Source organism: Brevibacterium litoralis, assembly GCF_040212315.1.
In the GTDB taxonomy this organism is placed as follows: domain Bacteria; phylum Actinomycetota; class Actinomycetes; order Actinomycetales; family Brevibacteriaceae; genus Brevibacterium; species Brevibacterium litoralis.
In genome coordinates, this window is sequence record NZ_JBDIUY010000020.1 from 14,493 (window position 1) to 32,149 (window position 17,657).

General features: G+C 69.1%; 14 protein-coding genes and 1 tRNA gene. 6 read left to right on the plus strand and 9 right to left on the minus strand.

What is annotated here, in order from left to right; genetic code table 11:
* Window positions 1–8 precede the first annotated feature (8 nt).
* On the plus strand, window positions 9–293 hold the full coding sequence (locus AAD496_RS06925; RefSeq protein WP_349827932.1) for a YciI family protein: 285 nt from the start codon (window positions 9–11) through the stop codon (window positions 291–293).
* A gap of 158 nt (window positions 294–451) precedes the next feature.
* Here the strand turns inward: AAD496_RS06925 and AAD496_RS06930 are convergent, their stop codons facing one another.
* Complete coding sequence (locus tag AAD496_RS06930; protein ID WP_349827933.1) at window positions 452–1,465, minus strand: TerC/Alx family metal homeostasis membrane protein; 1,014 nt, start codon at window positions 1,463–1,465, stop codon at window positions 452–454.
* 234 nt (window positions 1,466–1,699) lie between these two features.
* Window positions 1,700–3,889 carry an excinuclease ABC subunit UvrB gene (gene uvrB / locus AAD496_RS06935; RefSeq protein WP_349827934.1) on the minus strand — a complete coding sequence of 730 codons (2,190 nt, stop codon included), beginning with the start codon at window positions 3,887–3,889 and terminating at the stop codon, window positions 1,700–1,702.
* Between the two features lie 103 nt (window positions 3,890–3,992).
* Here uvrB and AAD496_RS06940 point away from each other — a divergent pair, with 103 nt between their 5' ends.
* Complete coding sequence (locus AAD496_RS06940; protein WP_349827935.1) at window positions 3,993–4,427, plus strand: OsmC family peroxiredoxin; 435 nt, start codon at window positions 3,993–3,995, stop codon at window positions 4,425–4,427.
* 18 nt (window positions 4,428–4,445) lie between these two features.
* Here the strand turns inward: AAD496_RS06940 and coaE are convergent, their stop codons facing one another.
* From coaE to rpsA, 3 genes are all read right to left on the minus strand, one after another.
* Window positions 4,446–5,441, minus strand: a complete 996-nt coding sequence (gene coaE / locus AAD496_RS06945; protein ID WP_349827936.1) for a dephospho-CoA kinase — start codon at window positions 5,439–5,441, stop codon at window positions 4,446–4,448.
* A 46-nt stretch (window positions 5,442–5,487) separates the two neighbouring features.
* Window positions 5,488–7,386 carry a hypothetical protein gene (locus tag AAD496_RS06950; protein WP_349827937.1) on the minus strand — a complete coding sequence of 633 codons (1,899 nt, stop codon included), beginning with the start codon at window positions 7,384–7,386 and terminating at the stop codon, window positions 5,488–5,490.
* A 122-nt stretch (window positions 7,387–7,508) separates the two neighbouring features.
* Window positions 7,509–8,999, minus strand: a complete 1,491-nt coding sequence (gene rpsA / locus AAD496_RS06955; protein WP_349827938.1) for a 30S ribosomal protein S1 — start codon at window positions 8,997–8,999, stop codon at window positions 7,509–7,511.
* 287 nt (window positions 9,000–9,286) lie between these two features.
* Between rpsA and AAD496_RS06960 the strand changes: the two genes are divergently transcribed.
* Entirely contained in the window at window positions 9,287–10,123 is an 837-nt protein-coding gene (locus AAD496_RS06960) for a class I SAM-dependent methyltransferase (protein WP_349827939.1), read from the plus strand.
* A gap of 35 nt (window positions 10,124–10,158) precedes the next feature.
* On the opposite strand, the gene AAD496_RS06965 is transcribed toward AAD496_RS06960, so the two are convergent.
* Window positions 10,159–10,731 (minus strand): hypothetical protein, encoded by a 573-nt coding sequence (locus AAD496_RS06965; protein WP_349827940.1) that lies wholly within the window; start codon window positions 10,729–10,731, stop codon window positions 10,159–10,161.
* Between the two features lie 42 nt (window positions 10,732–10,773).
* Entirely contained in the window at window positions 10,774–13,491 is a 2,718-nt protein-coding gene (gene polA, locus AAD496_RS06970) for a DNA polymerase I (RefSeq protein ID WP_349827941.1), read from the minus strand.
* Window positions 13,492–13,616: 125 nt separating this feature from the next.
* On the opposite strand from polA, the gene AAD496_RS06975 reads away from it, so the two are divergent.
* Entirely contained in the window at window positions 13,617–14,129 is a 513-nt protein-coding gene (locus AAD496_RS06975; protein ID WP_349827942.1) for a PaaI family thioesterase, read from the plus strand.
* 130 nt (window positions 14,130–14,259) lie between these two features.
* Here AAD496_RS06975 and AAD496_RS06980 read toward each other — a convergent pair whose 3' ends face one another.
* Window positions 14,260–14,868, minus strand: a complete 609-nt coding sequence (locus AAD496_RS06980; protein WP_433913737.1) for an ANTAR domain-containing response regulator — start codon at window positions 14,866–14,868, stop codon at window positions 14,260–14,262.
* A gap of 111 nt (window positions 14,869–14,979) precedes the next feature.
* Here AAD496_RS06980 and AAD496_RS06985 point away from each other — a divergent pair.
* A tRNA-Leu gene (locus tag AAD496_RS06985) sits at window positions 14,980–15,061 on the plus strand.
* Window positions 15,062–15,251: 190 nt separating this feature from the next.
* Window positions 15,252–15,677, plus strand: coding sequence for a phage holin family protein (locus AAD496_RS06990; protein WP_349827944.1), 426 nt, complete (start codon window positions 15,252–15,254; stop codon window positions 15,675–15,677).
* 454 nt (window positions 15,678–16,131) lie between these two features.
* On the opposite strand, the gene pyk is transcribed toward AAD496_RS06990, so the two are convergent.
* The gene (pyk, locus tag AAD496_RS06995; protein ID WP_349827945.1) at window positions 16,132–17,628 is read right to left on the minus strand and encodes a pyruvate kinase; all 1,497 of its coding nucleotides are present in this window, start codon (window positions 17,626–17,628) and stop codon (window positions 16,132–16,134) included.
* Between the last annotated feature and the right edge of the window lie 29 nt (window positions 17,629–17,657).

The following is a 17,657-nucleotide window of genomic DNA, read 5'->3' on the forward strand; positions in this document are numbered from 1 at the left end:
GAGTCCCCATGGCCACGTTCGCCGTCATCTACCACTACGGCCCCGACACCGACCACCGCATGTCGGTTCGCCCAGCCCACCGCGAGTGGGAGGCCGGCATCCACGAGCAGGGGATCCTGCTCGCCGGCGGACCTCTCGACGGCGAGGCGCCCGGCGGCCTCCTCATCCTCGAGGCCGAGTCCGAGGAGTCCCTCCGTGACCTCCTCACCCAGGACCCCTTCGCGCAGGAGGGCGTCATCGAACGCACCGAGATCCGCCCCTGGACCCCCGTCTTCGGCCCCTGGGCCGGCTGAGAAGTCTCGTTCGCCACGAAACTCGTTGCCCCGCAGGGCCGCTGACATGCCCGAGGAGGGCGTGGCGCGGGGAAACCCCGATGGGAGTGGCTTCGGGGTTCCCCGCGCCACGCCCGGCAGGCGAGATGCCAAGGCCAGGGCGCCTCGGGAGCGGGGTATCAGGAGTGCTTGTGCGAGTCCTCGTCGGCGGAGTCGTCCGCTACGGGTCCGAGCTGCACGCGGTCGGGTTCCTGCCGCATCTTCATGAGCGAGGCGACCGTCGCGACTACCATGGCCAGGACGATGAAGGTGAGCGACATCCAGATCGGGATCTCCGGGACGTGCGCGCGGAAGGGCACCCACTCGGAGGCGTGGAGCGCGTGGAGCAGCAACTTCACGCCGATGAAGCCGAGGATCGCCGCGATGCCGTAGTGCAGGTAGACCAGGCGGTCGACGAGGCCACCGAGCAGGAAGTACAGCTGGCGCAGGCCCATGAGGGCGAAGACGTTGGCCGTGAAGACGAGGAAGGCGTCCTGGGTGACGCCGAAGATCGCGGGGATCGAGTCGAGGGCGAACATCACGTCGGTCGAGCCGATCGCGATGAAGACGATGAACATCGGGGTCCAGAAGCGGGTGCCGTCGATGTCCACGCGCAGCTTGTTGCCGTGGTACTCCTCGGTGACGTTGATCCGCTTCTTGAGGAACTTGATGAGACCGTTCTCGGCGTCGCCCTCGTCCTCCTCGGAGAAGGCCTGCTTCCAGGCGATGAAGAGGAGGAAGGCGCCGAAGAGGAAGAACACCTCGACGAACCGCTCGATGACGGCCGCGCCGACGAGGATGAAGATACCGCGGGCGATGAGCGCGATGATGATGCCCACCATCAGCACTTCCTGCTGGTACCGCTTGGGGACGGCGAAGGCGCCCATGATGAGCACGAAGACGAAGAGGTTGTCGATGCTCAGGGAGTACTCCATGAGCCAACCGGTGACGAACTGGCCGGCGTGCTGGGCGTCACCGAGCGCCCACAGGACACCGGCGAACACGAGTGCCAGGGAGACGTAGAAGCCGACCCACAGGCCGCACTCCTTGAGGGAGGGCACGTGCGGCCGCTTGACGACCATGAGCAGGTCGCCGATGAGGATCAGCAGGAGCACGGCTCCCGAGACGAGCTTGAATGTGAGTGGGATCTCCACGTGAGGCCTTTCAGACAACGACACGGACCACCGTCGGTGGTCCTGCAGCATGATCCGAAGGTCTCTCCCGCGGTGTGCTCACCGCTCCGGGGCCGGACAGGCCTTGGACGCGCCGTCGTGATGACGACCCCCGGACTTGGATTGGGGGATACTCCCCTTCGACACCGTGATTCTACAGGGTCGTCGTGATGATTCCGTTACTCTCCCCTCCGCCGAGGCGCCCCAGGGCTCCCGTCAGGCGTGACCCTCCCGCTGCATCTGGCGCAGTTCCTTCTTGAGGTCGGCCATCTCGTCACGCAGGCGGGCCGCGAGTTCGAACTGGAGCTCTGCGGCCGCCGTGTGCATCTGCTCGGTGAGGGTCGCGATGAGCTCGACGAGGTCGTCGGTCGGCTGCACGACGGTACCCGCCGCCGCGGCCGCCGACTGGGCCTTCGCCCGCTGCTCGTCCGTGAGGGTGGAGTTGAAGCCGCGCTTGCCCTTGCCGTAGTCGAACTCGGTGAGGAGTTCGCGGGTGTCCTCGTCCTCGCGCTGCAGGCGTTCGGTGATGTCGTTGATCTTCTTCGTGAGGGGCTGTGGGGTGATCCCGTGCTCCTCGTTGTGGCGCTGCTGGATCTCGCGGCGACGTTCGGTCTCCTCGATCGCCTGCTGCATGGAGGGCGTCATCCGGTCCGCGTACATGTGCACCTCGCCGTGGACGTTGCGAGCGGCACGACCGATCGTCTGGATGAGCGAGGTGGCGGAGCGGAGGAAGCCCTCCTTGTCGGCGTCGAGGATCGACACGAGGGAGACCTCCGGCAGGTCCAGGCCCTCACGCAGCAGGTTGATGCCGACGAGGACGTCGAACTCGCCTGCACGCAGGGCCGAGAGGAGCTCGACACGTTCGAGGGTGTCGACGTCGGAGTGGAGGTACCGCACCCGCACCTGGTGTTCGAGCAGGTAGTCGGTGAGGTCCTCGGCCATCTTCTTCGTGAGCGTCGTGACGAGGACGCGTTCGTCCTTCTCGGTGCGTTCCCGGATCTCGCCCAGCAGGTCGTCGATCTGCCCACGCGTGGGCTTCACCGTGATCTCGGGATCGACGAGACCCGTGGGGCGGATGATCTGTTCGACCGTGCCGTTCGCCCGGTCGAGTTCGAACCGGGCCGGCGTGGCCGAGAGGTACACCGTCTGGCCGATCCGGTCGAGGAACTCGTCGAACTTGAGCGGCCGGTTGTCCAGTGCACTCGGCAGGCGGAACCCGTGGTCGACGAGGGTGCGCTTCCGGGACATGTCACCCTCGTACATGCCGCCGATCTGGGGCACCGTCACGTGGGACTCGTCGATGACGAGGAGGAAATCCTCCGGGAAGTAGTCGAGCAGACAGTTGGGGGCGGTGCCCGGTGCGCGACCGTCGATGTGCCGGGAGTAGTTCTCGATGCCGGACGTGAAGCCCATGGACTGCATCATCTCGAGGTCGTAGGAGGTGCGCATCTTGAGGCGCTGCGCCTCCAGGAGCTTGTTCTGGCTCTCCAGTTCCTCCAGGCGTTTCTGGAGTTCCTCCTCGATGTCGCCGATCGCCCGGGCCATGCGTTCCTCACCGGCCACGTAGTGCGAGGCCGGGAAGACGTGGACGACCTCCTCCTCCCGCACGATCTCCCCGGTGAGGGGGTGGAGGGTGTAGAGGGCGTCGATCTCGTCGCCGAAGAACTCGATCCGCAGGGCCAGTTCCTCGTACTGCGGGATGATCTCGACGGTGTCGCCCCGGACCCGGAACGTGCCCCGTGTGAAGGCCATGTCGTTGCGGGTGTACTGCATCTCGACGAACCGCTTGAGAAGCGCGTCCCGTTCGTACTCCTCCCCCACCTTCAGGGAGACCATCCGGTCCACGTACTCCTCCGGCGTCCCGAGGCCGTAGATGCACGAGACCGTCGAGACCACGACGACGTCCCGGCGTGTGAGCAGGGAATTCGTGGCGGAGTGGCGCAGACGTTCGACCTCGTCGTTGATCGACGAGTCCTTCTCGATGAAGGTGTCCGTCTGCGGGACGTAGGCCTCCGGCTGGTAGTAGTCGTAGTAGGAGACGAAGTACTCGACGGCGTTGTGGGGCAGCAACTGGCGGAACTCGTTGGCCAGCTGGGCGGCCAGGGTCTTGTTGTGCGCCATGATGAGCGTGGGACGCTGCACCTGCTCGATGAGCCAGGCGGTCGTCGCCGACTTACCGGTACCCGTGGCGCCGAGGAGCACGATGTCCTTCTCCCCGCGCTCCAGACGTTCCGTCATCTCCGCGATCGCCGCCGGCTGGTCCCCCGAGGGCTGGTACTCGCTCACCACCTCGAAGGGGGCGACGGAACGGACGACCTCCGGGCGGTGTCCGATCTTCGGGACCGGCCGGGTGTGGGATCCGGTGGCGTCCTGTGGTTGAGTGGTGTCCGAGGGCTGCGCGACCATACCCCCAGGGTAGACCTCGAACCGGACAGAGGCCGTCCTGTTCGATCATCGACCGCATCTCCGCGCGGCCCCCACGTCTCTACCCGTCCCCGAGGAGCTGACCATGACCCGTCCGATCGTCTCCCGTGCGTCCACCACCTGGCGCGGCACCCTGCCCGAGGGCAAGGGAGCCGTCTCGCTCGATTCCTCGGGTGCGGCCGACCTGCCCGTCACCTGGGCGGCACGCGCGGGCGGGAGCACCTCCGGCGTGACCAACCCGGAGGAACTGCTCGGTGCGGCCCACAGCGCCTGCTTCTCGATGGCACTCACGAACGCCCTGGCCTCCGAGGGCACTCCCCCGGACCGCCTCGACGTCACGGCCGACGTCACCTTCAGTCAGACGGACGGCATCGAGTCCGTCCACCTCGTCGTCGTCGGGTCCGTCCCCGGCGTCTCCGGCACCCAGTTCGAGGCGCTCGCCCAGAAGGCCAAGAAGGAGTGCCCGGTCTCCAAGGCCCTCAAGGGCACCCAGATCAAGCTGAGCGCCACCCTCCGCTGAAACGGGAGTACGGGCACCTCAGGGGATGTTGATCCTGGCGGTGATCGCGGGGTCCACGAGTGCGTAGCCGGGGCCGTCGTCCTCCGGGCGCCAGCCTGCGCGGGCGAGGCGCCCCACCAGATCCGGCTCCGCTCCCTTCCCGGACATCCGGTACTCCAGGACCGCGTCCGGGACGGCCTCCTCGTCCACCACACCATCGGGTCCACGATGGTTGTCCCGGATGATCGACGTGACGTCGTTCAACCGCGACTCGTCGAACAGTTCCTTCTCCCCGCGGGCCCGCAGGCGTTCCGCCAGGCCCGGATGCGTCCGGGGGTCGACGGCAGGCCGCCCACCCGCAGGCGCCTCGGCGGCGCCCGCTTCCACAGCACCGACAGCGCCTTCCGGCACCGGCCCTCCGGTGAGCTCCGCCAACGCGTACGCGAAGGGCACGATCCGCGCGGCGTACACCTGCTCGAAGGCCGCCTCGAGTTCCTCCGGGGTCCCGGCGTTCGACAGCACGACGTCGACGGCCGGGTACCGCTGCGCGTCCGTCGCCTGGGCGTCGATCCGGCGGCGGGCGTCCGCCTCGTCCATGCCGCGGGAACCGACCAGGCGCTCGATCCGGATCCGGGCCGGCACGTCGACGAGAATGCACAGGTGGTAGTTGGCGCTCATCGCGTTCTCGACGAGGAGGGGCACGTCGTGGACGACGATCGGGGCGTTTGCGTGTTCCTCGAACAGCTCCGCCGTCCGCCGCCCGATCGCCGGGTGCATGATCCCGTCGAGTTTCGCCTTCGACTCCGCATCCGCGAAGGCGGCGGCCGCCAGCGCCGGGCGGTCGAGCGATCCGTCCTCCTGGATGATCGCGGGTCCGAAGACGGTCTCCAGGTCGACGAGCGCAGGCGCTCCGGGTTCGACGACCGCGCGGGCGATCGCGTCGGCGTCGATGACGGGGATCCCGCGGTCCGTGAACAGGCGGGCGACCGTCGACTTCCCGGCACCGATCCCACCCGTGAGTCCGATTCGCATCATGCCGCCCACCTTAGCGGGCGACACACGCCCTCACAGGGACACCGACTCACAGAGGCACGAGGAAGACGCCCCCGGCCTCGTGGTAGCTCTTGCCGCCGGCCTCGGACACGAAGCGGGCGATCGCCTCGGCGTCGTGGGACAGGTACCAGCCGTTGTCGGCGATGAGCACGTACTCGACCCCGGCCTCCCGCACCTCGGCGACCGCCTCGACCGCCGCGTCCGAGGTGCCCGCCGGCAGGTCCGTGTCCCCGTACTCCGCGAGCAGACGGTCGAGCGCGTCGTCCGGGGCGGAGTACGTCACCGTCCCCTCGCCGTCGCCGCCGATGAAGTACCCGCCGGTGTCCGTGTAGTGCATGCCGGTCACCGCCTGCCACACCATCGCCTCGGCGACGTGTGGGGCGGCGGCGGCCATCGGCACGGGCAGCACCTTGACGTGGGCGCCGGCGGGGAGCATGTCCCGGTAGGTGCTCGCGGAGTGCCCGTCGGCGGCGAAGAACTCCGGGACGTACACCGGCCGCGCCTCGACGGCACCGGGGAAGACGAGCGCGACCGCGAGCACCCCGGCCCACGGACTCCCCTGCCGCAGCCACCGCCGGCGTGCCCGCGACCCGAGCTCGACGACGATCCCGAGCAGGAGCGCTGCCACGAGCGTCACGTGGACGACCAATCGCATGGGCAGCACGTTCTTCAGCACCGGCAGTGATTCGACGAGGGAGAAGGGCGCGACCGAGGGCAGCTCCTGCCCCCAGGCCCGGACCGGCGCGCCGAGCGCGAGCACCGACACGCACACCCCGGCGACGGTGAGGACACGGACCACCGTCCCGTACCGCGGGTCGTTCCAGCACAGGACGACGGCGACGAGCGCGAGCAGCACCCACACCGCACCCAGGTACCCGCCGATCTCCGAGGGGTCGATGTCCATGGCGCGCGGGATCGGGGTCACTCCCCCACCGAGCCCCGTGTACCGCCCGGGCACGAGGGGGTCGAAGAGGTCGAGGTTCCACACCCCGTGCGGACGGATGGCCCGGCCGGGTGCCCCCGGTGCCAGCGCCATCGCCAGGAGCAACGGGGCACCGATGACGAGGGCGGTCCCCACCGACACGAGCACACCGGGCAGCACGCGCAGGACGGCCGCCCGCACCGTCGACCACGCACAGGCGAGCAGGGCGAGACCCAGGCAGCAGGCGGCGAGGAACGTGCCGGCCAACAACTCCGTCGAGATGTAGAACTGCCACCCGAGCACGATCCCGAACCACAGGCCGGTCCCGATCACGGCCGTCCGGTCCCGCGCCCGCAGCCAGCGCACGACCGCCAGTCCGACGAGCGGTGGCATCACAGCCCACGCGAGGTTGAGGTGCCCCGAGGACTGCGAGACGACATAGGTGGAGAACCCGTACGCGAACCCCGCGAGAAACGCGGCCGGCCGCCGCACGAACTGCCGCGCGAGCAGGGCCGCGGCCAGCGCGGACACGACGGGCGCGGCCATGATCGTGAGGTTGTACGCGACGACGGGCCCGGCCACGAGCGTCACCGGCGTCATCGGCAGGGCGAGCCCGAGCACGGACGTGTTCCAGGCGCCGTTCACCCCCGCCGGATGGTTCATCGACGTCGAGTACAGCGGGTTCAGTTCCCCGCTCCCCCACTCACCCGCCGGTTCCCACACCACGCCGCCGAGGCGCCCTGCCCAGGACACCACCACGTCCGCGGCGTGCGCGAACCACCACACGAAGAGCGAGGAGTCGTCGTTGTCCGCGAACACCCGGGTCGCGGGATGGGCGATCACCCCGCCGTACACCGTGAGGGTCGTGAGCACGAGGACGAGCAGGTACAGGGACCAGGCACGCACCGGCGCACGACCACGACGGGCCGGGAGCACGTCGAGCGCGGCGAGGACGGACCGGATCCGGGAGACACGGAGCCGGGCAGGAGTACGTGTGAGGTGCACCGGTCGAACGTATCAGGCCGAGGTCTCCGCAGAACGCACGCGACCCCGGCACCCTTGCGGGTACCGGGGTCGCGTGTCAGGCGGACCTGATCAGGACCGCACCGTGATCGGTGCGGCGGTGATCAGTTGCCGGCCAGCTTCTCGCGGAGAGCGGCCAGGGCCTCGTCCGAGGCGAGCGTGCCCTCGTCGGCCGGGGCCTCCGAGCGGAACGAGGAGGAAGCGGCGGCCGGAGCGGCAGCGGCCTCGGGAGCGGCACCGCCGGCAGCGGCCTCCGCGTCCTGGGCGATCGCCTTGGCGACCTGCTTCTTGTGCTCCTCCCAGCGCATCTGGGCGGCGGCGTACTGTGCCTCCCACTCCTCGCGCTGGGCGTCGAAGCCCTCCATCCACTCCTGGGTCTCCGGATCGAAGCCCTCGGGGTACTTGTAGTTGCCGTCCTCGTCGTACTCCTGGACCATGCCGTAGAGCGCGGGGTCGAGGAACTCCTCGGCCTCCGGGTCGACGCCCTCGTTGGCCTGCTTGAGGGACAGCGAGATGCGGCGGCGGTCGAGGTCGATGTCGATGACCTTGACGTAGATGGTCTCGTCCACGGAGACGACCTGCTCGGGCAGGTCGATGTGGCGGACGGCCAGCTCGGAGATGTGCACGAGGCCCTCGATGCCGTCCTCGACGCGCACGAACGCACCGAACGGAACGAGCTTGGTGACCTTACCGGGCACGATCTGACCGATGACGTGGGTCCGGGCGAAGTGCTGCCACGGATCCTCCTGCGTCGCCTTGAGCGACAGGGAGACACGCTCGCGGTCCATGTCCACGTCGAGGACCTCGACGGTGACCTCGTCGCCCACGGCGACGACCTCGGACGGGTGGTCGATGTGCTTCCAGGACAGCTCCGAGACGTGGACGAGGCCGTCCACGCCGCCGAGGTCCACGAAGGCACCGAAGTTGACGATCGAGGACACGACACCCGGGCGCACCTGGCCCTTGGCCAGCGTGTTGAGGAAGTCGTGGCGCACGGCCGACTGGGTCTCCTCGAGCCATGCACGGCGGGACAGGACCACGTTGTTGCGGTTCTTGTCGAGCTCGATGATCTTGGCCTCGACCTTCTGGCCGATGTAGGGAGCGAGGTCGCGGACGCGACGCATCTCCACGAGGGAGGCGGGGAGGAAGCCGCGCAGACCGATGTCCACGATGAGGCCACCCTTGACGACCTCGATGACGGTGCCGGTGACGACACCCTCCTCTTCCTTGACCTTCTCGATGTCGCCCCAGGCGCGCTCGTACTGTGCGCGCTTCTTCGAGAGCATCAGGCGCCCGTCCTTGTCCTCCTTGGTGAGGACCAGGGCTTCCACGGCGTCTCCGACCTCGACGACCTCGGCGGGGTCGACGTCATGCTTGATCGACAGCTCGCGCGAAAGGATGACACCTTCCGTCTTGTAGCCGATGTCGACCAGAACTTCGTCGCGGTCGACCTTGACGACGGTGCCCTCGACGATGTCGCCATCGTTGAAGTACTTGATCGTCGCGTCGACAGCCGCGAGGAATTCGTCTGCAGAGCCGATGTCGTTGACGGCGACCTGCGTGTTCTTCGCCGTCTCCGGCGTGGTGGTGGTCATAAAGGTTGGGACTCCGTAATGGACTGACACCCGCTGGCGGTGGGGTGGTGAGGAACCTGTGAGGACGGGCCGCGATCGGCCTGTACCGTGGGCTCCCACCGGATCCCGGTGCCAGTGGTCTCGAATTGGTGGTTGATTGACGTGCACGCATGCGCTCGGCTCAAACACAGAACACACGCATACGGTCCACAAGCGTACCACCGCGGCCGCACTCCGGCATCCCGGGCGTGTCGTTCCGTGACGGGCGTGACACCGGGGGTACCGGGCCCGGCCCTACGATGGAGACCATGAGCGAGAGCGACTACGCACCGGAGATCGTGAGCGGCGGCTACCTGGCGATCGACGAGGAGGCCTCCGTCCGCGCCAACCGGTCCTACTGGGACGGGTCCGCCGAGGAGTACCTGGAGGAGCACGGCACCCATCTCGGTGCCAACGACTTCATCTGGGGACCCGAGGGGATCCACGAACAGGACGTCCGACTGCTCGGCGACCTCGACCGCAAGCAGGTGCTCGAGGTCGGCTGCGGCGCCGGCCAGTGCTCCCGCTGGGTCGCGCTCCAGGGCGCCGTCGCCACCGGCATCGACCTCTCCAGCGGCATGCTCGAACAGGCCGCGCGGATGCAGCGGGACAACCCCCTGCCCGCCGGGGTCACCCCGCCCACCTACCTCGAGGCCGACGCCCGCAAGCTCCCCTTCCCGTCGGGCAGCTTCGACCTCGCCTTCTCCTCCTACGGGGCACTCCCCTTCGTCAAGGACGCCGACGCCGTGCTCGCCGAGGTCGACCGTGTCCTGCGCCCCGGTGGCCTCTTCGTCTTCTCCGTCACCCACCCCCTGCGGTGGATGTTCCCCGACGTCCCCGGCGAGGCCGGCCTCACCGTCGAGTACTCCTACTTCGACCGCACGCCCTACGTGGAGCTCGATCCCGAGGGCAACCCCGCCTATGCCGAGCACCACCGCACCGTCGGCGACTGGATCGCTCTCCTCGTCGGCGCCGGCTTCACCCTCGAGAAGCTCACCGAGCCCGAGTGGCCGGACGAGACGACGACCACCTGGGGCGGCTGGTCGCCACTGCGCGGCAAAGTCATGCCCGGCACCGCGATCTTCACCGCCCGCGCCCCGGAGTGACCGGCGGCTGAGGTCACGCCCTCCGCGGCCGCCGTTCACAGGATGTGGATCAGGAATCCGGCTCCGGCCTGGGCGAGGGCGATCCACAGGGCGACCGTCGCCGCGATCGTCCAGCCACGTCCGATCCGGCTCGCGATCGCGCACGCCCCGAGCCCGACCGCCACCGGCAGGGTGACGGCGCTCGTGACGAGCAGCGTCGTCGCCACGTCCCGAGCCGGCCCCGGATCGTGCGGCCCGAGGTCCCAGTTCCCGAGCACCGCACCGAGGCCGATCGCCACCCATGTCGGGGTCGCGAGAACAGCGAGGATCAGGAGACCCAGGACTCCCCGGGCCACGGCGCTGCTCTCCGCACGGCCGCGTCCACCGGCCTCGTCCGGGCCGGCACCGACAGTTCGTGCGAGGCGGTACAGCCCGAGGAACACGCCCGCACCGACGACGAGCGCACCGACGGTCGCCAGCACCCCGGGCACGACCCCGAAGCTCCAACCGAGAAGGCTCGCGTACCCGACGGGGACGACCAGCAACCCGAGGAGATCGGCCGCGACGATCCCCATGAGCGCGCGCCCACCCGGCATCGCACTCGACCGATCGACGTCCCCGTGGTCCATGCCCGACAGACTAGCCCTGTTGCGGTCCGACCCGTACGTGGATCAGTGCGCGGCGGCGTGCCAGGTGGCGCCGTGGCCGACGTTGACGTCGAGCGGCACCTGCAGCTTCGCGGCGTTCCCCATGCGCTCGCGCAGGATCTCCGTGACCGTGTCGTACTCCCCCGGTGCGAGTTCGACGACGACCTCGTCGTGGACCTGGAGCAGCAATCGGCTCTTCACGTCCGCCTCCCGCAGACCCGCGTCGACGGCGAGCATCGCGATCTTCATGATGTCGGCCGCACTGCCCTGGATCGGTGCGTTGAGCGCGGCCCGCTCGGCCATGTCCCTCTCCTGGCGGTTGGAGCTCGTGAGCTGCGGCAGGTACCGGCGGCGACCGTACATCGTCTCCGTGTAACCGACCGAACGTGCCTGCTCGACGACCTCGTCGAGGTAGGTCTTCACCGCGCCGAACCGCTCGAAGTAGCCCTCCATCAGCCCCTTCGCCTCGGCGTTGCTGATGCCCAGCTGCTGCGACAGACCGTAGGAGGACAGGCCGTAGACGAGACCGTAGGACATCGCCTTGACCTTCGAGCGCATCTCGCCGGTCACCTCGTCGGTGCCGACGCCGAACACCTGCGCACCCACGTAGGAGTGCAGGTCCTCGCCGGCGTTGAAGGCCGCGATGAGCCCCTCGTCACCGGACAGGTGCGCCATGATCCGCATCTCGATCTGCGAGTAGTCGGCGGTGAGCAGGTCGCTGAACCCGGCATCGCCCTCGGGCACGAAGACCTCACGGATCCGCCGACCGGCCTCGGTGCGCACCGGGATGTTCTGCAGGTTCGGGTCCTTCGAGGACAGCCGTCCGGTCGCCGCGACCGTCTGCTCGTAACTCGTGTGGATCCGCCCGTCCTCGGCGACCGTGCCCTGTAGCCCGACGACCGTCTGCGCGAGTTTCGTGACGTCGCGGTGGGCGAGCAGGTTCTCCAGGAACGGGTGCCCGGAGGTCGCGTACAGCGCGGTGAGCGCCGCCGCGTTCGTCGTGTACCCGCCGCTCTTCGTCTTCTTGATGCCCGCCTTCTTCGCGGCGTCCGCGAGCTCCAACTCCTCGTAGAGCACCGTCTGCAACTGCTTGGGCGAACCGAGGTTCACCTCGTGGCCGATCGACTCGTAGGCCGCCTGCCGGGCCGCCTCCGCCCGCTGGTCGAACTCCTCCTTGAGCGCCTGCAGCGCCGGCGAGTCGACGGCGATCCCGGCGAGTTCCATCTCGACGAGCACCTGCTGGATCGGCATCTCGATGTCGCGCAGCACCTGCGTGCCACCGGACTCGGTGACCTTCTCCAGAAGCACCGGCGCCAGGTGCGCGATCGCCCAGGCCCGTAGCGCGGCACCCTCGGCCACCGCCTCGGGACCCCGCAGGTCGAGTGCCCCCTCCTCGGGCGCCTCGGGCGCGGTCGGCACGACGCCGAGGTGCCGCTGGGACAGGTCGTCGAGTTCGTAGCCACGGGCGTCGGGGACGAGCAGGTAGGCGGCGAGTTCCGTGTCGACCGCGGGCCGCACCCGCAGGCCGCCCGCCACCTGCCGCAGTGCCTTCACCTGGCGCTTCGCGTCGTGCATGACGAGGCCGGGCACCCGTGACAGTTCCTCGCCCAGACGCGCCAGGTCGTCCTCCGTCGCCTCGCCGAGTTCGATCCCCACGCACTCCTCGCCGCGGGCCAGCGCGAGGACGTCGACGGCCCCTGTGCCGCGCTCGAACCGGGCGTCGGTCTCCAGACCCAACCATGCGTCCGCGTCGGTGCCGGACAGCCAGTCGAACGCCTCGGGAACGGTGACGATCCGCGGGGTGGGCAGCTCGATGTCGGCGGCCCGTGCGGCCGCGGCCGGGGCGGAGTCGAGACCGAGTTCGCCGAACAGCTTCTCCAGGCGGGTGCCCAACTGCTGGAACTCCAGACGGTCGAGGAGGGTGCCGAGCGCCTCGTGGTCGATGTGGCCGCCGAAGCGGGCGTCCTCGAGCTCGACGGGCAGCTCCAGGTCGTCGATGAGGCGGTTGAGGCGGTAGTTGCGCTCGACGTCCTCGACGTGGGCGCGCAGTTTCTCTCCGACCTTGCCGCCGATGTCCGCGGCGTTCTCCAGGACGCCGGGGAGGTCGCCGTACTTGGTGAGCCACTTCGCGGCGGTCTTGTCGCCGACCCCGGGCACGCCCGGCAGGTTGTCGGCCTTCTCCCCGACGAGGGCGGCGAGCCCGCGGTAGTTGGCCGGGGTGACGCCGTACTTCTCCTCGACGGCCTCCGGAGTCATACGGGTGAGGTCGCTCAGGCCCCGCTTGGGATAGAGGATCGTCACGCCCTCGCGGGAGAGCTGGAAGGAGTCCTTGTCACCGGTGACGACGTAGGTGTCCAGGCCCGCCTCGGCCCCGCGGGCGGCCAGGGTGGCGAGCACGTCGTCGGCCTCGAAGCCCTCGCGGGTCACGACCGGCACACCGAGCGCTCCGAGGACCTCCTTCATGAGCTCGACCTGCCCGTGGAAGTCCTCCGGCGTCTTGGCCCGGCCCGCCTTGTACTCGGCGTACTCCTCCAGGCGGAAGGTCTGACGCCCGAGGTCGAAAGCGACCGCCAGGTGCGTGGGCCTCTCGTCGCCCAGCGCCTTGACGAGCATGGAGACGAAGCCGAACACGGCGTTCGTCGTCTGCCCCGTCGAGGTCGCGAAGTTCTCCGGTGGCAGCGCGTGGTACGCCCGGTAGGCCAGGGAATGTCCGTCGATGAGGAGGATCTTCTCGGTGCTCACCGGGACAACTCTACCCACTGGTCCACCCCCTCAGGCAGGCCGACTAGGGTGCAGGAATGTGACGCACCCGATGTGCGGACACACCGACCACCCTCCACGCACCGCACGACACCCGAGGAACCACCATGACGACCCGCCACCTCCAGGAGACCGACCCCACGCACCCGGAGGGCCTGCCCCGGATGGAGCCCGGCCTGACCCCCGAGCAGTACCGGCAACTGCTGGAGTTCAACACCTCGCGCATGGACGGCACCCTCATGGAGAAGTGCGGGATCGAGTTCCTCGACATGGGCTACGACTTCGTCGAGGCGCGCATGCCCGTCGAGGGCAACCGCCAGCCCGCCGGTCTCCTCCACGGAGGCGCGCACGTCGTCATGGCCGAGACCCTGGGTTCCATGCACGGCTTCCTGCTCGCCGACGGGCGCAACGTCGTCGGCGTCGACCTCAACGCCACCCACCTGCGGGCCGCCCGCGAGGGCTGGGTGTACGGCCGCGCCGAGGTCCTCCACCACGGACGCTCCGTCATGTCCCACGAGGTGAAGATGACGAACGAGGACGGCAAGCTCCTCTCGATCGTCCGCATCACGAACATGGTCCTCGCTTCCAAGGCGAAGAACTCGATGAAGAACGAGGGCTGAGCCCGCCCCCGAGAGCCCCGACGAGTCTCGCGCGCCCTGACCCCGATGCCGAGGAGGGCGGGCCCGGGTTCTGCCGGACCCGCCCGGCACATGAAACGAGAACGACAGGGCGCCTCGTGAGCGAGTGTTACTACTTGTTACCGATCTGGTTGAGCACCGTCTCGGCCACCTCGCGCATCGTGAGGCGACGGTCCATCGAGGTCTTCTGGATCCAGCGGAACGCCTCGGGCTCGGTGAGGCCCATGTCGGAGATCAGGAGGCTCTTGGCGCGCTCCACGAGCTTGCGGGTCTCGAAACGTTCGGTGAGGTCGGAGATCTCCGACTCCAGCGCGCCGATCTCGGCGTGGCGGGCCAGTGCCACCTCGAGAGCCGGCAGGAGGTCCGCGGCCGTGAAGGGCTTGACGACGTAGGCCATGGCACCGGCGTCCCGGGCGCGCTCGACGAGTTCCTTCTGCGAGAAGGCCGTGAGCAGCACGACGGGCGCGATGCGGGCGCGGGCGATCCGCTCGGCGGCGGAAATACCGTCGAGCACCGGCATCTTGATGTCCATGACGACGAGGTCCGGGCGGAGCTCCTCGGCGAGGCGAATGGCGGACTCTCCGTCGGCGGCCTCGCCGACGACGTCGTAGCCCACCTCGCGCAGCATCTCGACGATGTCGAGACGGATGACGGCTTCGTCCTCGGCGACGACGACGCGGCGCACGGGACCGGATTCGGGGATCGTATTCTCACTGGACACGGCCACGATTCTAGACGGTACGCACCGATTGTCGTCCACGTGCAGGTGTGACCTATGATGTTTTGGCACGTGCGGCCCTCCCCCGGAGTCACGCCGCACGGACGCACACCGGCCGGCTTGGTGGAATTGGTAGACACGACGCACTCAAAATGCGTTGCCTTCGTGCGTGCGGGTTCGAGTCCCGCAGCCGGTACTCATCTCCAGGAGCTTCGCCCCCTGGAGGGTGAAGCCTTCCGGGAGCCCCGGGCCCCGGATCCCGCACCCCCGGGATCCGGGGCCCCGGTCGTCCCGATGTTCTCCTGGACTCGTCAGCGGGCATTCAACCAGCGTTCACCGGGCCTGTTCCCGGGTCCTCCCCCGCAGACCTGGTGCACACTGGGCACATGTTCCTGTTGCGCATCGCCTGCACCGCACTCGGGTTCTGGGCCGCCGTCTGGCTGCTGCCCGGGATGGACCTCACCGTCTCTTCAGGGTTCCACGGAGCCGTGGGGCACACCGCCGCGAACGTCCTGGGCTACGGCCTCATCGGGCTGCTCTTCGGCCTCGTCAACGGGATCGTCCGCCCGGTCGTGAACCTCGTGAGCCTGCCGATCAGTTGCCTGACCCTCGGCCTCTTCGCCCTCGTCGTCAACGTCCTCATGATGCTGCTCACCGCCTGGCTGAGCGGCTACACGCCCGTCCACCTGGAGTTCACGACCTTCTGGTGGGCCGCGATCGCCACCCTCGTCGTGTGGCTCGTGAGTTCCGTCCTCGCCGCCTTCCTCCCCGACGGCGACAAGAACCCCCGGCCCGCTCCCCGCCGCGACTGACCCGGCCACACCCAGCCCACATCCCCGAGCCCTCCCGAGAGCCCCAGGCGCAGCATCACCGCGCCGTTCCCACACCCGCGCCCGAGGCGCCCTGCACCCCACATGCCGAGCGCGGGAGGGCGGCCCCGACCCAATGCAGAGGGAGGGCGGGGCGGCGAGGAGAACCCGCACTCGTCATGCCGAAGAGGGGGCGGGGCGGAGAGCTTCCCGAGTGGGTGTGGTGGGCGTACGGAAGCAGGACGAAACCCCCGTGCCGGGACCGCGCAGGTCTCGGAACAGGGGTTTCGTGCTGCTGGAGTGGGCGGGAGGGAAGCTCTCCGCGCCGGCCCCGGCAGGAAACGGAACTGGGAGGGACTACTAGCCGCCCGCCCGTCACGTCTTCACGAGAAGGCCGGGGCAGCCCTCCCGCACACCGAGATGCCGACTGCAGGGCACCTCGGGCGCGGGAGAGGGATCAGCGTTCGGTGATCTCGCCGTACCCTTCGAGGGGATTCTCCTCGTCGAACTCGTCGCGGTAGGCCGCCGCGAGTCCCTTCGCCGCGTCACCGATGCGGTGGACGCGCAGGGCGTTCGTGGAGCCGGCGATGCCGGGGGGCGAACCGGCGACGATGATGCACAGCTCCCCCTCCTCCGCGAGCCCGTTGCCGAGCAGCACGGTGTCGACCTGACGCGCCATCTGGTCGGTGTGCCGGACGGGCTTCACCAGGTAGTTCTTCGTGCCCCAGGTGAGCGCCAGCTGGTGGCGCACCTTGCTCACCGGGGTGAACGCCATGATCGGCAGGCCGGGGCGCAACCGCGACATGCGGCGCACCGAGTCTCCGGACTGGGTGAAGGTGCAGAGCATGCGGATGTCGAGCTGGTCGGCGACCTTGACGGCGGCCGCGGTGATCGCACCGCCGCGGGTGTGCGGCTCGGTGCCGAGGTCCGGGATGCGGTCGAGGCCGTGTGCCTCGGTCGACTCGATGATCCGCGACATCGTGCGCACGGCGTCGAGCCAGTACTTCCCGACGGAGGTCTCACCGGAGAGCATGAGGGCGTCGGCACCGTCGAGGACGGCGTTCGCGCAGTCGCTCGCCTCGGCACGGGTGGGCCGCGGCTCCTCGATCATCGACTCCAGCATCTGGGTGGCGACGATCACCGGCTTGGCCTGCTGCCGACACAGGGCGACGGTGTCCTTCTGGACGATCGGCACCTGTTCGAGCGGCAGCTCGACGCCCAGGTCACCGCGGGCGACCATGACGCCGTCGAAGGCGTCGACGACCTCGGAGAGCGCTTCGACGGCCTGCGGCTTCTCCAGCTTGGCGATCACCGGGATGAGGATGTCCTCCTCGCGCATGACGTCCCGCACGAGCTCCGCGTCCGAGGCGTTGCGCACGAAGGACAGCGCCACCCAGTCGGCGCCGAGGCGTAGGCCCCACCGCAGGTCGTCGATGTCCTTCTCGGACATCGCCGGGACGGAGACGGGGACGCCGGGCAGGTTGATGCCCTTGTGGTCGGAGATGGTGCCGGGCACCTCGACCTCGGTGATGACGTCGGTGGCGGTCACGCCGGTGGCGCGCAGCCGGATGCGACCGTCGTCGATGAGTAGGGGGTCGCCGACACGGACGTCCTGCGACAGACCCTTGTAGGTCGTGCCGACCTCGGTCCCGTCGCCCTCGACGTCACGGGTGGTGACGGTGAAGGTCGCGCCCTTCTGCAGGACGGGCTTGGCACCCTCGGCGAAGGTGCCGACGCGGATCTTCGGTCCCTGCAGGTCGATGAGGACGGCCACGGACTTGCCGGTGTCCTTGGCCGCCTGACGGATCCATTCGTAGCGTTGCTGGTGTTCGGCGTGGGACCCGTGGCTCAGGTTGAGCCGGGCCACGTTCACGCCTTCCTCGACGAGTGAGCGGATGTCCTCGTACGTGGCCTGGGCGGGGCCCAGTGTCGCCACGATCTTCGCGTGCCTCATGTCGGCCACACTACTCGCCGGTGGGCCGA

Bases quoted from the DNA above. Each gene is read 5' to 3' on its own strand.
- AAD496_RS06965 (WP_349827940.1), bottom strand. From the start codon at position 10,731: ATGGACCACGGGGACGTCGATCGGTCGAGTGCGATGCCGGGTGGGCGC.
- AAD496_RS06960 (WP_349827939.1), top strand. From the start codon at position 9,287: ATGAGCGAGAGCGACTACGCACCGGAGATCGTGAGCGGCGGCTACCTG.
- coaE (WP_349827936.1), bottom strand. From the start codon at position 5,441: ATGATGCGAATCGGACTCACGGGTGGGATCGGTGCCGGGAAGTCGACG.
- AAD496_RS06975 (WP_349827942.1), top strand. From the start codon at position 13,617: ATGACGACCCGCCACCTCCAGGAGACCGACCCCACGCACCCGGAGGGC.
- rpsA (WP_349827938.1), bottom strand. From the start codon at position 8,999: ATGACCACCACCACGCCGGAGACGGCGAAGAACACGCAGGTCGCCGTC.
- pyk (WP_349827945.1), bottom strand. From the start codon at position 17,628: ATGAGGCACGCGAAGATCGTGGCGACACTGGGCCCCGCCCAGGCCACG.
- AAD496_RS06925 (WP_349827932.1), top strand. From the start codon at position 9: ATGGCCACGTTCGCCGTCATCTACCACTACGGCCCCGACACCGACCAC.
- AAD496_RS06940 (WP_349827935.1), top strand. From the start codon at position 3,993: ATGACCCGTCCGATCGTCTCCCGTGCGTCCACCACCTGGCGCGGCACC.
- AAD496_RS06990 (WP_349827944.1), top strand. From the start codon at position 15,252: ATGTTCCTGTTGCGCATCGCCTGCACCGCACTCGGGTTCTGGGCCGCC.
- uvrB (WP_349827934.1), bottom strand. From the start codon at position 3,889: ATGGTCGCGCAGCCCTCGGACACCACTCAACCACAGGACGCCACCGGA.